We start from the raw sequence: 14,112 nt of genomic DNA on the forward strand, positions 1-14,112 counted from the left end.
CGGCGCCGGTGCCAAGGACCGACGAGGACCGTGACTGAGATGGATGCCACCCGGCCGGCGATCAGTCCGCCGCCTCCTGCCGTGCGTCGTTGAACGTGCTGACCGCGCGGATCTTGTTCATCACGTCGAGCGCGGCCACCTTGTAGGCCTCGGCGAAGGTCGGATAGTTGAACACCGCGTCGACCAGATAGTCGACCGTGCCACCGCAACCCATCACGGCCTGGCCGATGTGGACGAGTTCCGTTGCGGCGGTGCCGAAGATGTGGACACCGAGCAACGTGCGGTCCTCGGTCGAGACGAGCAGCTTCAGCATGCCGTAGGAGTCACCGGCGATCTGTCCGCGGGCCAGCTCCCGGTAGCGCGAGATTCCGAACTCGTACGGGATGGACTCGCGGGTCAGCTCGGACTCGGTGGCCCCGACGAACGACACCTCCGGGATCGTGTAGATGCCGATGGGCTGCAGATCGGTCATGTCACTGGCCGGCTCGCCGAACGCGTGATAGGCGGCGAGCCGACCCTGATCCATCGACGTCGCGGCCAGGGCGGGAAAGCCGATCACGTCGCCGACGCCGAAGATGTGCTCGACCTTGGTGCGGAAGTGGTCGTCGACCTCGATGAGCCCGCGGGCGTCGGGCTCGAGGCCGGCGGCGGCGAGATCGAGCGAGGCGGTGCGTCCGGTCCGCCCCGCCGAGTACATGACGGCTTCGGCCGCGATCTGCTTGCCGCTGGCCAGCGTGGTCAACGTGCCGTGCTCGGAGACGTCGACGTCGGTCACCTCCTCGCCGAACCGGAACGTGACGGCGGAGTCGCGCAGATGGAATCGCAATGCCTCCACCACTTCTGGATCACAGAAGTCGAGCATGGTGTCGCGCTTCTCCACCACCGTCACGGTGGTGCCGAGCGCGGCGAAGATCGAGGCGTACTCGATGCCGATCACCCCGGCCCCGACGACGACCATCGAGGTGGGGATGAAGTCCAGGCTGACGACTTCGTCGGAGTCCAGCACGCGTTCGGCGTCGAAGTCGACGCCGTCGGGCCGGCGCGGCGTGGTACCGGTGGCGATGACGACGAATTGCCCTGTCAGCGTTCGGTGTTCGGCGTCGTCCTGCCCTTCGATGGTCACGGTGTTGGCGTCGACGAAGCTGCCGTGACCGATGAACAGGTCGACGCGGTTGCGGACGAGCTGGTCGCGGATGACGTCGATCTCGCGGCGGATCACGTGCGCGGTGCGCTCCTGCAGATCGGCCGGGGTGATCTTCTCCTTCACGCGATAGCTCGCCCCGTACAGCTCGCGCTGGTTCATCCCGGTCAGGTACAGCACCGCCTCGCGCAGCGTCTTGGAGGGAATGGTTCCGGTGTTGACGCAGACGCCGCCCAGCATGTGGCCGTGCTCGACGACGGCCACCCGCTTGCCGAGCTTGGCGGCAGCCAGCGCGGCCTTCTGACCCCCGGGCCCAGAACCGATCACGATCAGGTCGTACTCAGTCTCAGTCGCCATGGGGGGCGCATACCCACATCGGCAGGCAGCTAGTAGCGCACGCCAACACTACGGTCGCTGCGCGGAATCGGCTCGATTCCGGCGGCAACCGTAGTGTCGGCGCGCAGCCTCAGGTCAGACGACGTGCCCGTCGGCCACCGTCAGCGCCGCGTCGAGGATCTCGAGCCCCTCGGCGACCTCGGCATCGGTGATGTTGCATGCGGGCACCGCGTGGATGCGGTTGAAGTTGGCGAACGGCAGCAGCCCCCCGGACTTGCACGCGGCGATCACCTCGTTCATCGCCGGGCTGGATCCGCCGTAGGGCGCCAACGGCTCCCTGGTCTTGGGGTTCTTGACCAGCTCGATGGCATGGAAGACACCGAGACCGCGCACCTCGCCGACCGACGGGTGCTTGGCGGCGAGCTCGGCGAGGCCGGGGCCGAGCACCTCGGAACCGATCCGCGCGGCGTTGTCCACCATGCCCTCGTCCTCCATCGCGTTGATCGTCGCGACGGCGGCCGCGGCGGCCAGCGGATGGCCGGAGTAGGTCAGACCACCGGGGTAGGCCCGGTCGTCGAACGTCGCGGCGATCTTCGCGTTGATCGCCACACCGCCCATCGGGACGTACCCGGAGGTGACGCCCTTGGCGAACGTGATCAGGTCCGGCACGACGTCGAAGTTCTGGATCGCGAACCACTTTCCGGTCCGCCCGAAGCCGGCCATCACCTCGTCGGCGATGAACACCATGCCGTACTTGTCGCAGATCTCCCTGACGCCGGCCATGTATCCGGGCGGGGGCACCATGATGCCCGCGGTGCCGGGGACCGACTCGAGGATGATCGCCGCGAACGACGACGGCCCCTCGTGCTGGATCAGGCGCTCCAGGTACTCCAGCGCGCGCTCGGTCTCCTGCTGCTCGTTCTCCGCGTGGAACGACGAGCGGTACAGGAACGGGCCGTTGAAGTGCACGACGCCGGCGCTGGCGTAGTCGTTGGGGTAGCGGCGCGGGTCACCGGTCAGGTTGATCGCCGTGTCGGTGCCACCGTGGTAGGACCGGTAGCGCGACAACACCTTGTAGCGACCGGTGTGCAGGCGCGCCATCCGGACGGCGTGCTCGACGGCGTCGGCGCCACCGTTGGTGAAGAACACCTTGTTCAGATCACCGGGAGTGCGCTCGGCGATCAACCGGGCCGCCTCCGAGCGCGCCGCGTTGACGTGCTGCGGTGCGATCGTGCACAGCTTGGCGGCCTGCGCGGCGATGGCCTCGACGACCTTCGGGTGTTGGTGGCCGATGTTGGTGAAGACCAGCTGCCCGGAGAAGTCGAGCAGCTTGTTGCCCTCGCCGTCCCAGACGTACTGGCCGTCGGCGGCCACGATCGTCATCGGCTTGATCTGTGCCTGTGCCGACCAGGAGTGGAACACGTGCTTGCGGTCGAGCTCGTAGGCGCGCGCGCCCTCGGCCTTGGCGGTGGCGAGGTCCTGCCCGCTGGGCAGGTCCTGGGGCGAGCGCAGCGACGGGGAGTCGGTGGTGTCGAAGGTCGTCATGTCCTCAGTCTTCCTCGTGTGCCTGTCAGTCGTTCTGCGGGAAGCCGAGGTTGATGCCGCCGTGGCTCGGGTCGAGCCAGCGGGTGGTGACCACCTTGCCGCGGGTGAAGAAGTGCACGCCCTCGGTGCCGTGTGCGTGGGTGTCGCCGAACAGCGAGCTCTTCCAGCCGCCGAAGCTGTAGTAGGCGGTCGGGACGGGGATCGGCACGTTGACCCCGACCATGCCGACCTCGACCTCGTTCTGGAACCGCCGCGCGGCGCCGCCGTCGTTGGTGAAGATGGCGGTGCCGTTGCCGTAGGGGTTGGCGTTGATCAGGGCCAGCGCCTCGTCGTAGGAGTTCACCCGCACGACCGAGAGCACCGGGCCGAAGATCTCGTCGGTGTAGACGCTCATCTCGGTGGTCACGTTGTCGATCAGCGTCGGGCCCAGCCAGAAGCCGTCGGACTCGCCGTCCACGCTGACGCCACGTCCGTCGACCACGATGGTGGCGCCGTCGGCCTCGCCGGCGTCGACGTAGGACGCGACCCGGTCGCGGTGCGCCTTGGTCACCAGCGGGCCCATGTCGGCGTCGCGGGTGCCGTCACCGGTCTTGAGGCCCTTGGCCCGGTCGGCGATCTTGGCCACCAGCTCGTCGGCGATCGGCCCCACCGCGACACAGGCCGAGATCGCCATGCAGCGCTCGCCCGCGGAACCGAAGCCGGCGTTGATCATCGCGTCGGCGGCCAGGTCCAGATCGGCGTCGGGCAGCACGATGGCGTGGTTCTTGGCTCCGCCGAGGGCCTGCACGCGCTTGCCGTGCAGCGTGCCGGTGGCGTAGACGTACTCCGCGATCGGGGTGGAGCCGACGAAGCTGATCGCCTTGACGGTCTTGTTGGTCAGCAGTTCGTCGACGGCGACCTTGTCGCCCTGCAGCACGTTGAACACCCCGGCGGGCAGACCGGCCTCGGCCCACAGTTCGGCGATCCAGAGCGCGGCGGACGGGTCCTTCTCGCTGGGCTTGAGTACGACGGTGTTGCCCGCGGCGATCGCGATGGGGAAGAACCACATCGGCACCATGGCCGGGAAGTTGAAGGGGCTGATGATGCCGACCACGCCGAGCGGCTGGCGGATCGAGGCGACGTCGACGTTGGTCGAGGCGTTCTCGGTCATCCCGCCCTTGAGCAGATGGGCTATGCCGCAAGCGAATTCGACGACCTCCTGGCCGCGGCTGACCTCGCCGAGCGCGTCGGAGACGACCTTGCCGTGCTCGCTGGTGATGATCTGGGCCAGCTCGTGCTTGCGGGCGTTGAGCAGTTCCCGGAACGCGAACAGGACGGCCGTTCGCTTGGCCAGCGAGGCGTCCCGCCACGCGGGGAAGGCCGCCGCGGCGGCGTCGATCACCGCACGCGCGTCGGCGACGTCGGCGAGGGCGACCTCACCGGTGATCTGACCGGTCGCCGGGTTGGTCACCGGTGCGGTGCGGTCGCTGGAACCGGCGAAGCTCTTGCCGTCGGCCCAGTGCGAGATGGTGCGGACGCGGGTGCTGACTGTCACGGGAGGTCCAATCTGAAGGGTGTCGTCCCGTCGATTCTCGACCGCGCCGATCGCCGCGAGCCCCGACGGTGTGTAACGAATGGCACCGATTGTCTTACGCTCTGTCAATGCTGCCTACGGTGCGGGAGATCCTCGCGTTGCCGGTGCTTCAGGCGGGCCGACCGGAGATCGTCTGCGGGGCCGAGCACGCCGAGGCGCTGGACCGTCCCGTGCGCTGGGTCCACGTCAGCGACCTGCCCGACTTGTCCAACCTGCTCGAGGGCGGCGAGATGGTGCTCACCACCGGCCAGGCGCTGGCCGACGCCGAGCGTCGCGACGGGTACCTGCCGCAATTGGCCAGAGCGGGGGCCGTCGCGGTGGTCGTCGAGCTGGGTACCCATGTCGAGGAGGTGCCGCCGTCGGTCCGCGCGGTCGGTTCCCGGTTGGATCTGCCCGTCGTCGTCCTGCACCACCCGGTCCGCTTCGTCGAGGTCACCGAGGAGGTGCACCGGCGGATCGTCGCCGAGCAGTATGCCGCGGTGGACTACGCCCGGCGGGTGCACGAGGCGTTCACCAACCTCAGCATGCGGCGCGCCTCGGTCGACGACATCGTCGCGGCGGCCGCCGACATGCTCGACACGCCGATCGTGCTCGAGGACCTGAACCGCCAGGTACTGGCCTTCGTCGGGCGTGACGTGCCGTCCACCGAGCTGCTCGCCGACTGGGAGCGCCGATCGCGGCTGACTCCGACCACGGGCCAGGGCACCTGGGTCGCCCGGCCCGTCGGACCGCACCGTCACGTCTGGGGTCGCCTCGTCGCGCCACGGGGCCGCAGCCGCGACGGCGAGGCCGACGACCGCACCGTCACCACCCTCGAACGCGCCGCGCAGGCGCTGGCCCTGCACCGGATGGTCGAGCAGGACCGGACGTCGCTGGAGATGCGTGCGCAGAGTGGTCTCGTCGACGACCTGCTCCGCGGCCGCATCCGCGACGAGGGTGAGGCCACCGCGCGGGCCCACGCTCTCGGGCTGCGCCCCGCGTTGGCCTACGTCCCGATGACGGCGCGGCTGCGGGAGACCGTCACCACCAACCAGCTGCTGATCCAGCAGCGGCGCAGTCGCACGCTCGACGCACTGGTCCACGCCATCCGCGCCGGGGGGCACAGCGTGCTGACGGCGAGCCGCGACGACGGTCAGATCGACCTGCTGCTGGCGCCGCAGTCGCGGACCATGGCGATCGGCGGGTCGGCGCCCGACGACGAGCGCGTCCTTGCCGAGGTCGCGGTGGCGGTGCGGCGTGCGGTGCTGCACGTCGACGGGGTGTCACAGTGCGTGATCGGCATCGGTCCGGAGTCGAGCCGGCTGGTGGACGCAGCGGGTGGGCTTGCCGAATCCGGGCACGTCGCCGAGGTGGCGCTGACGATGGCCGAGAACGCGTCGCCCGCGGTGGGTGACCGGCCGTTCTACCGCGCCGCCGACGTGCGGCTGCGCGGCCTCATCGGGCTCATTCGCGCCGACCCGCGAGTTCAGGCCTTCGCCGAGACCGAACTGCGCGGGCTGCTGGAGCGCCGGGCCAAGTTCGGCGACGAGACGTTCGATCTGCTCGCGGGCTTCCTCGACGTCGGTGGCAACAAGGCCGAACTGGCCAAGCGGCTGCACGTCTCGCGCCCCACGCTGTACGCGCGGCTGGCCGCGCTTGAGCGTCTACTCGGCGTCGACCTCGACGACGCCGAGTCGAGGACCTCGCTGCACGTCGCGATGATGGTGCTGGCGCGGCGCTGAGCCTCGGCTAGGCGACGGCCTTCTTGCCGAAGGGCAGGACGTGTACGACGGCGACCACCAGCGACCCGACCAGCAGGCCGATCACCGCCGAGATGCCGGTGTTGACCAACCAGCCCAGCACGCCCCCGGCGGCGCCGGTGGCGTGGTGCACGCCGTCCTCGAGGTGATGCACGACGCCGTACGGCCAGTGCCAGCCCAGGGTATCGGTGCCGACCAGCAGGATGTGGCCGCCGACCCAGAGCATCGCGACGGTGCCGACGGCCGAGAGCGTGCTGAGCACCTTCGGCATGCCCGCCACTAGCCCGCGGCCGATCCTCTGGGCGGCCCGCGACGATCGCTGCGCCAGGCTGAGCCCGATGTCGTCCATCTTCACGATGAGGGCCACCACCCCGTAGACCCCGGCGGTGATGACGAGCGCCACGACGACCAGGATGGCCAGCCGCGGCAGGAAGGCCTGGTCGGCCACCTCGTTGAGCGCGATGACCATGATCTCGGCGGAGAGGATGAAGTCGGTGCGGATCGCGCTGGAGGTCATCTGGCGTTCGGCGTCCTCGCCGACGGCGGCTGTCGGCGCGCCGTGCCCGCCCTGGCCGTCGTGCCCGTGCGCGCCGAACCGGGCCCACACCTTCTCGGCACCCTCGAAGCAGAGGTAGGTGGCGCCGAGCATGAGGATCGGGGTCAGCAGCCACGGCACGAACTGACTCAGCAGCAGTGCGGCGGGCAGGATGAACACCAGCTTGTTGCGCAGCGACCCGATCGCGATCCGCTTGATCATCGGCAGCTCGCGGGCGGCGGCGATGCCGTGTACGTACTGGGGCGTCACCGCGGTGTCGTCGATGACGACCCCGGCCGCCTTCGCGGTGGCCCGGCCCGCCGCAGCACCGATGTCGTCGACGGAGGCGGCCGCCAGCCGCGCCAGCGCCGCCACGTCGTCGAGGAGTCCGAACAGCCCGGCGCTCACCTGTGTCCCTCGTACGTCATGGCTCACAGGATACGGCCAGCTGGACGGATCGCCCGGCCGCCAATAGCGTCGTCGAGATGGACGGCACCGCAGACGTCATCGTCGTCGGAGGTGGCATCGCCGGGGTGTCGATCGCCTACGAATTGTCCGCGTCGGTCCGCGTCACGCTGCTGGAGATGGAGCCGACGCTGGCCTATCACACCACCGGACGGTCGGCTGCTGTCTTCCTGGAAACCTATGGTGGAGAACAGATTCGAGCGTTGACGACGGCTAGTCGGGCCTTCTTCGAGGACCCGCCGGAGGGCTTCGGCTCGCCGCTGACGACCCCGCGGCCCGAATTGCTCGTCGCGTTGCGCGGTCGCGGGCACCGCGTCGAAGAGCTGCACCGGGCGGTGCTGCCACTGGTCGGCGACGCCGAACTGCTCGACGCGGACCGGTGCCGCGAACTCTTCCCGCTGCTGCGGCCCGATGCCGTCGACAACGGCATGTACGAGCCGCGCGCCTTGGCCCTCGACGTGGCGGCCCTGCACCAGGGGTACGCTCGCGGTGCGCGCCGCAACGGCACCGAGATCGTGCGCAGCGCCGAGGTCCGTACGATGCGGCGCGGCAGCGACTCGTGGACGGTGACGACCGCGGACGGCCGGCGGCACGGGGCCGCGATCGTGGTCGACGCCGCGGGCGCGTGGGCCGACGTGGTGGCCGAGGCGGCCGGGGTGCGCCGCGTCGGCCTGCGACCGTTGCGCCGGACCATCTTCATGGTGCCCTCCCCGCTGGGCGAAGCGGGCCGCGGGTTGCCGAACTGCGGTGACGTCGACGACGCCTTCTACGTGAATCCCGAAGGGGCGCAGTTCCTGTGCTCGCCGGCCGACGAGACGCCCTGTCCGCCAAGCGATGCCAAGCCCGACGACGAGCAGATCGCACGGGCGATCGAGGAGATCAACGCCGCCACCACCATCGGGATACGCACCGTGGCCTCGGCGTGGGCCGGGCTGCGGACGTTCGCGGCCGACCGCAACTTCGTCCTCGGTCCCGATCCCGAGGCGCCCGGGTTCTTCTGGCTGGCCGGCCAGGGCGGATACGGAATCCAAACGGCACCCGCGACGGCCCGCTTGGCGGCGGCCCTGGCGCTCGGTCGGCCCGCGCCCCCGGATCTGGTCGCCAGAGGGCTGGACGTGACGCGCCTGGCGCCGCGCCGGGCCATGACGTGATCGCCGTGACGGGCAGCTGACGCGAAGATTCCTCACAGGAAACGGGTGTGTGACCGTCCGGTGAATGTGGCTGGCGCGCGGCGCATCTCCTTAGGGCGTCGATTTGATAAACCCCGTCCGCTACCCGGCATCGAGCGCTGAGGCGGTGTTAGTGTGCGCCCCGAGACCGCCGCGGTGACCCGACCGGCGAAGGGATGCCGATGTTACAAGTGTCTGAGCCGGATGCTGCCGAGGTGACGGCTGTCGAGACGCCAAAACCACACCGATTCGGGCGATTTCAGCGTCGGCGCCTGCTGGCCAAGGTGAGCATCCAGTCCAAGCTCGTCGTGATGATGGTGCTGTGCACCATCGTGGCGGCCACCGTCGTCGGGATCATCGGCTTCCAGGCCGGCCGCAACTCGCTGCGCGACTCGGTGTTCAACCGGCTGACCGAGGTGCGCGAGTCGCAGTCCCGCTCCCTTCAGGACCAGCTGACGGATCTGAAGAACTCGATGATCATCTATACCCGCGGAGCCACCACCCGCAATGCGCTCGCGGCATTCACCAGCGGGTTCGACGAACTGCAGAACCAACCGATCAGCCCGGCGCAGGCACAGTCGATCACCGACTACTACGACGACGTCTTCATCAAGCAGGTCGAGCAGTACAGCGGGACCAAGCTGAACGCCCAGCAGCTGATCCCGGTCGGCGGTGCGCAGCGCTATCTACAGGCCAACTACACCGCTCAACGCAAGTCCGACGACGTTGCGGTCACGATCGACGACGCGCACGACGGCAGCGCGTGGTCGGCGGCCAACGCCCAGTATCAGGACTTCTTCCGCGAGATCGTCACTCGCTTCGAGTTCGAGGACGCGCTGCTGCTGGACACCGCAGGGAACGTGGTCTACTCGGCGTACAAGGACGTCGACCTCGGCACCAACATCCTCACCGGTCCGTACAGCGGGTCCAAGCTACGCGGCGCCTACGAGAAGGCCTTGTCGTCCAATGCGCTGGACTACGTGGGGTTCACCGACTTCGAGATCTACCAGCCGGCCGAGAACGTGCCCACCGCGTGGATGGTCACCCCCGTGGTGATCAACGGACGGGCCGCGGGCGTGCTGGCCCTGCAGTTCCCCTCGACCAAGATCAACCGACTCATGACCTTCGACAAGCATTGGGCTGCTTCGGGTCTCGGTCAGACAGGGGAGACCTTCCTGGTCGGGCCGGACGATCTGATGCGCTCGGATTCCCGCATCTTCGTCGAAGATCAGCAGGCCTACCGTCGCGAGGTCGTCGCGGCTGGCACCCCTGCCGACGTCGCCGACCGGGCCATTCGCCTTGGTGGCACCACGCTGGTGCAACCCGTCCCGTCGGAGGCCACCTCCAATGCCGAGCGCGGCGAGTCGGGAACCCTGATCACCACCGACTACCTGGGCAACGAGACACTGCAGGCCTATGCCCCGGTGGTGATCCCCGACTCCGAGATCCACTGGGCCATCGTCGCGAAGGTCGACACCGCGGAGGCGTTCGCGAGGGAGGCGACGTTCACCAAGACGATGGTGCTGGCGACCGTCGGGATCATCTTCGTGGTCTGCGTGGCCGCGGTGTTCCTGGCCCAGTTGTTCGTGCGCCCGATCCGGCGGTTGGAGACCGGCGCCCGCCGGATCAGCGGGGGCGACTACAGCGTCAGCATTCCCGTCGAGACCCGGGATGAGATAGGGGATCTCACCAAGGCGTTCAACGAGATGAGCCGAAGCCTGACGGTCAAGGAGGAGCTCCTCAACGCCCAGCGCAAGGAGAACGACCAGCTGCTGGCGCTGCTGATGCCGGAGCCGGTGGTCGAGCGCTACCGCCAAGGCGAGGAGATCCCGCCCGAGGAGCACCAGGACGTCACGGTGATCTTCGCCGACGTGCTGGGCCTGGACCGGCTGCAGGCCGAGCTGACCTCCGAGCGGTCGCTGGAGATCGTCGACGAGATCGAGCGCCAATTCGACGCGGCGGCAGACAGTCTCGGCATCGAGCGGATCCGCGGTGTCCGCAACGGCTACCTGGGCAGCTGTGGTCTGAACGTGCCCCGGCTCGACAACGTGCGTCGCACGGTCGAATTCGCGATCGAGTGCCGGCGAATCATCGACCGCTTCAACAGCGAGACGGGCAGCAATCTCTCGTTGCGTGCGGGCATCGACACCGGCACGGTCAGCAGTGGGCTCAGCGGTCGGATGTCGGTCGTCTACGACATGTGGGGTGCCGCGGTGAACATCGCCTACCAGGTCAAGAGCGGGTCGCAACAACCCGGCATCGACGTCACCGATCCGGTCCACGATGCGCTGCGGGACACGATGAGCTTCACCCCCGCCGGGAGCCTCGTGGTCGACGGACGCGAACGGCCCATCTGGCGTCTGGAGAATCGCTGATGGCCAACGTGTTTGGTTCGTCCTGGTTCTACTGGGCGGTGGGCATCGCCATCGGGCTGCCCGTCGGGCTGGTCGCACTCACCGAATGGCAGCACGCGCTGGTCAGGAGGGAGAGCTTCCTGGTCCGGCCCGTCACGCTGCTGCGCAACTACCTGCTACCGCTCGGCGCGCTGCTGCTCCTGCTGACCGAGGCCAAGCAGGTGCCCGCCGGCACCACCCCGGTGCGCATGGTCGCCACCCTGTTCGCGTTCGTCGTGCTGATCCTGGTGCTGTCGGGAGTCAACGCGACCCTGTTCAAGGGTGCACCCGCGGGGACGTGGCGCAAGCGGGTGCCGACGATCTTCATCGACGTAGGAAGGTTCTTGGTCATCGCGATCGGCCTGGCGATGATCTTCTCCTACATCTGGGGCGCCAACGTCAAGGGTCTGTTCACCGCGCTCGGTGTGACGTCCATCGTCATCGGCTTGACGCTGCAGAATTCGGTCGGCCAGATCATCTCGGGTCTGCTGATGCTCTTCGAGCAGCCATTCCAGCTGGGGGACTGGCTGGAGACTCCGGCTGCACGTGGTCGCGTCGTCGAAGTCAACTGGCGCGCAGTTCATCTGGAGACCAGCACGGGTCTGCAGATCACTCCGAACTCGGTGCTGGCCGGGGCGTCGTTCACCAACCTCAGTCGGCCCGCGAGCAAGCACATGCTCACCGTGACGACGGTCTTCTCACTCGACGATCCGCCCAACCGGGTGTGCGCCATGCTGGCGCGGGTGGCCGCCGACCTGCCGCACCGCCGCCCCGATGCCACCGTCTCGGCGGCGCCGTCCGGTGGCCAGGAGTACCGCACCACCATCCCGCTGGTCTCACCCGCCGACGACGGTGCCGCGAAGACGCGGTTCCTGGAATGGATCTGGTACGCCTCGCGGCGCGAGGGCCTGCACTTGAACGAGGCAGGCGAGGAGTTCTCGACTACCGACCGCGTCGCCGACGCCGTTCATCGGGTGGTAGCCCCCACACTGCGGCTCTCCGGGGACGATCAGGCCGAGCTCATCCCGAACGCCATGCTGGAGCGCTACGGTGCGGGAGAGGTGATCCAGCGCGCCGGGGAGGTCCCGGACCGGATGTCGTTCATCGTCTCCGGGCGGGTGCGGCTCACCGGTGAAGCCGACGACGGTACCCAGATCGCGATCGCCACGCTCGACGAGGGTGGCTTCCTCGGTCAGAGCACGTTGACCCGCCAGCCCGTGATCGGCAGTGCCCATGCGGTCGACGAGGTCACCGTGGTCCAGGTCGAACGGAGTTACGTCGAGATGATGGTGCAGCGAAACCCGCTGCTGCTGCAGGAATTCGGCCGCACCATCGAGGAGCGTCGGGCCAACGCGCGCAAGGCGCTGGCGGTGGCGGCCGACTAGCGGGTGGGGTCCTCAGCCCAGCAGCTCGGTGTGCCGCTGTTCCTCCCACAGCGCCATCCGGGTGCGGGCCGGTTCACCGATCGCGTCCATCACCAGAGGCACCAGCAGCTCGGTGAGCAGGAACCCCGCCGCCATGCTCTGGTAGGTGGTGCCGACGGTGCTCGAGGCGGCGAGCACCACCTCGGCCTCCGGCGCCACCGGGCAGGCCAGGTCGTCGGTGATCAGCAGCACCGTCGCCCCCGCGCGGTGCACCCGCGCCGCGAGCTCGGCGGCGCTGCGCTGGTAGCGGTGATAGTCGAAGAGCACGACGACGTCGCGGCGGGTCAGCTCGATCATCGCGCCGAGATCGCGGCCGTCGGGATCCGCCAGCACCCGCACCCCGGGCCGTAACTGTTCGAGGTGCGCGGCCAGGTGCATCGCCAGCAGGTGGGAGAACCGCCCGCCGTGCAGGTGCAGTGGCCGGCCGGTGTCGGCGAGCAGCGCCACCGCCGCCTCGACTGCGGAGACGGGCAGTTCGGCCAGGGTCTGTTCGGCTCTGTCGTTCTGCGCGCTGGCCTGGTGCAGCAACCGATCCAGCAGGCCACCCTCGGCGTTCGCGGGGGCGTTCGGCAGGCGGGTGATCGGGCCACTGGACCGCGCGGTCAACTCCGCCCGCAGGGCCACCTGCAGATCGGTGAATCCGTCGTACCCGAGGGACTGCGCGAAGCGCAGCACGGTTGGCGGGCTGACCTCGGCGCGTTCGGCGAGGCGGGCAGCGCTGGCCAGCCCGGCGCTGGGATAGTCGGCGAGCAGGGCGCGCCCGACCCGGCGCTCGGCCCGACTCAGGGTGGGCAGGGCTGCGTTCGCTCGCGTGGCCACGCTCTCGTCGCTCATCGGGGTCAATGGTGCATGACGTCAGTGGTGGGCGAGTGGAAGCACCGTCGTCGACAGGTCCCGCATCGAGACCGCGATCACCGACTCGGTCGGGAGTGGTTCCCAGGGCAGGTCGCCGAATCCCGTCGACCCGATCACCAGCACCCCGTCGGCGGGGCGAGCGACACGCAGCGAGAAGTAGTCCTCGAGGTGTTCGGCGGGCAGATCCGTGGCGCTGATCTCCTCGATGTCCTCGTCGAGCAGCCGACTGCGGGCGTGGGCGTGCACCGCGATCAGCTGGTCCTCACCCAGCAGCAGGGCGTTGAGGCTGGCGTCGGGGTAGAGCTGCCGCAGCTGGGCGACGGCGCGGCGGACGGCTTCGGCGAGACTCGGCGCCGTCCTGCGGTGCTGCCGGATCACGGCGAAGTACCGCTCGCTGTCGGTGGTGCCGCGCAGGGACGCGGCGACGGCGGGTTCGAGGAGGTCGTCGAGCGTGGCCATCGGTTTGATCGAGCCGTTGTGCGCCATCGCCAGCCCATCGGCGCGGAACGGGTGGGAGTTCTGCGGTTCCACGGCGAGGCCGTTGGTGGCCCAGCGCAGGTGGACCAGGGCCGCCGCGGACCGGAGGTCGTGGGTGGCCGCGCCGAAGTCCGCGTCGTCCAGCGCGCTGCCCGCGGATACCCGTACGTGGGGCGTGGCGCCGATTCGGTCCACGTCCGCGACGCCCCAGCCGTCGCCGTGGATCTTCGTCAGTGCGACGAAGTCCTTCAGCACCCCGTCCCCGACGGCGTCGGCGACCGATGTCGGGCCGGTGGCCACCACGCCCAAGAGCCGGCACATGCAAGCATCCTCCGATCCGTCATCTTATGAATCAACCATAAACCGTCGAATTTAAAGATCCTGAAACATTCATGACATAGATTCCTCGCAGGCTGATTGCCGTCCGACAAGCCCGTCCCGACCAACCCGTGCCATGCGA

At 68.9% G+C, this 14,112-nt stretch carries 10 protein-coding genes; 4 read left to right on the forward strand and 6 right to left on the reverse strand.

Going from position 1 to position 14,112, the window contains the following annotated elements; all coding sequences use genetic code 11:
- Window positions 1–61 precede the first annotated feature (61 nt).
- From sthA to SBI80_RS21235, 3 genes are all read right to left on the reverse strand, one after another.
- Entirely contained in the window at window positions 62–1,498 is a 1,437-nt protein-coding gene (gene sthA / locus SBI80_RS21225) for a Si-specific NAD(P)(+) transhydrogenase (RefSeq protein WP_318976803.1), read from the reverse strand.
- 114 nt (window positions 1,499–1,612) lie between these two features.
- Entirely contained in the window at window positions 1,613–3,022 is a 1,410-nt protein-coding gene (locus SBI80_RS21230; RefSeq protein ID WP_318976804.1) for an aspartate aminotransferase family protein, read from the reverse strand.
- 25 nt (window positions 3,023–3,047) lie between these two features.
- Complete coding sequence (locus SBI80_RS21235; RefSeq protein WP_318976805.1) at window positions 3,048–4,556, reverse strand: CoA-acylating methylmalonate-semialdehyde dehydrogenase; 1,509 nt, start codon at window positions 4,554–4,556, stop codon at window positions 3,048–3,050.
- 107 nt (window positions 4,557–4,663) lie between these two features.
- Between SBI80_RS21235 and SBI80_RS21240 the strand changes: the two genes are divergently transcribed.
- Window positions 4,664–6,316, forward strand: a complete 1,653-nt coding sequence (locus tag SBI80_RS21240; protein WP_318976806.1) for a PucR family transcriptional regulator — start codon at window positions 4,664–4,666, stop codon at window positions 6,314–6,316.
- 7 nt (window positions 6,317–6,323) lie between these two features.
- Here the strand turns inward: SBI80_RS21240 and SBI80_RS21245 are convergent, their stop codons facing one another.
- On the reverse strand, window positions 6,324–7,277 hold the full coding sequence (locus tag SBI80_RS21245; RefSeq protein ID WP_318976807.1) for a DUF808 domain-containing protein: 954 nt from the start codon (window positions 7,275–7,277) through the stop codon (window positions 6,324–6,326).
- Between the two features lie 77 nt (window positions 7,278–7,354).
- Between SBI80_RS21245 and SBI80_RS21250 the strand changes: the two genes are divergently transcribed.
- From SBI80_RS21250 to SBI80_RS21260, 3 genes are all read left to right on the forward strand, one after another.
- Complete coding sequence (locus tag SBI80_RS21250; protein WP_318976808.1) at window positions 7,355–8,485, forward strand: NAD(P)/FAD-dependent oxidoreductase; 1,131 nt, start codon at window positions 7,355–7,357, stop codon at window positions 8,483–8,485.
- 200 nt (window positions 8,486–8,685) lie between these two features.
- Window positions 8,686–10,878, forward strand: coding sequence for an adenylate/guanylate cyclase domain-containing protein (locus SBI80_RS21255; protein WP_413232769.1), 2,193 nt, complete (start codon window positions 8,686–8,688; stop codon window positions 10,876–10,878).
- On the forward strand, window positions 10,878–12,281 hold the full coding sequence (locus SBI80_RS21260) for a mechanosensitive ion channel domain-containing protein (RefSeq protein WP_318976809.1): 1,404 nt from the start codon (window positions 10,878–10,880) through the stop codon (window positions 12,279–12,281). The genes SBI80_RS21255 and SBI80_RS21260 overlap by 1 nt, the downstream gene beginning before the upstream one ends.
- A gap of 12 nt (window positions 12,282–12,293) precedes the next feature.
- On the opposite strand, the gene SBI80_RS21265 is transcribed toward SBI80_RS21260, so the two are convergent.
- Both SBI80_RS21265 and SBI80_RS21270 read right to left on the reverse strand, forming a co-directional pair.
- On the reverse strand, window positions 12,294–13,154 hold the full coding sequence (locus SBI80_RS21265) for a MurR/RpiR family transcriptional regulator (protein ID WP_318976810.1): 861 nt from the start codon (window positions 13,152–13,154) through the stop codon (window positions 12,294–12,296).
- A gap of 21 nt (window positions 13,155–13,175) precedes the next feature.
- A complete protein-coding gene (locus SBI80_RS21270) occupies window positions 13,176–13,973 on the reverse strand; it encodes a class II glutamine amidotransferase (protein WP_318976811.1) in 798 nt (265 codons plus the stop codon).
- Between the last annotated feature and the right edge of the window lie 139 nt (window positions 13,974–14,112).

Origin of the sequence: Mycolicibacterium sichuanense, from assembly GCF_033741125.1 — a bacterium.
GTDB lineage: Bacteria > Actinomycetota > Actinomycetes > Mycobacteriales > Mycobacteriaceae > Mycobacterium.

Coding starts and splice junctions, on each gene's coding strand:
- SBI80_RS21240 (WP_318976806.1), top strand. CDS start 4,664: ATGCTGCCTACGGTGCGGGAGATCCTCGCGTTGCCGGTGCTTCAGGCG.
- SBI80_RS21260 (WP_318976809.1), top strand. CDS start 10,878: ATGGCCAACGTGTTTGGTTCGTCCTGGTTCTACTGGGCGGTGGGCATC.
- SBI80_RS21255 (WP_413232769.1), top strand. CDS start 8,686: ATGTTACAAGTGTCTGAGCCGGATGCTGCCGAGGTGACGGCTGTCGAG.
- SBI80_RS21250 (WP_318976808.1), top strand. CDS start 7,355: ATGGACGGCACCGCAGACGTCATCGTCGTCGGAGGTGGCATCGCCGGG.
- SBI80_RS21270 (WP_318976811.1), bottom strand. CDS start 13,973: ATGTGCCGGCTCTTGGGCGTGGTGGCCACCGGCCCGACATCGGTCGCC.
- sthA (WP_318976803.1), bottom strand. CDS start 1,498: ATGGCGACTGAGACTGAGTACGACCTGATCGTGATCGGTTCTGGGCCC.
- SBI80_RS21230 (WP_318976804.1), bottom strand. CDS start 3,022: ATGACGACCTTCGACACCACCGACTCCCCGTCGCTGCGCTCGCCCCAG.
- SBI80_RS21265 (WP_318976810.1), bottom strand. CDS start 13,154: ATGAGCGACGAGAGCGTGGCCACGCGAGCGAACGCAGCCCTGCCCACC.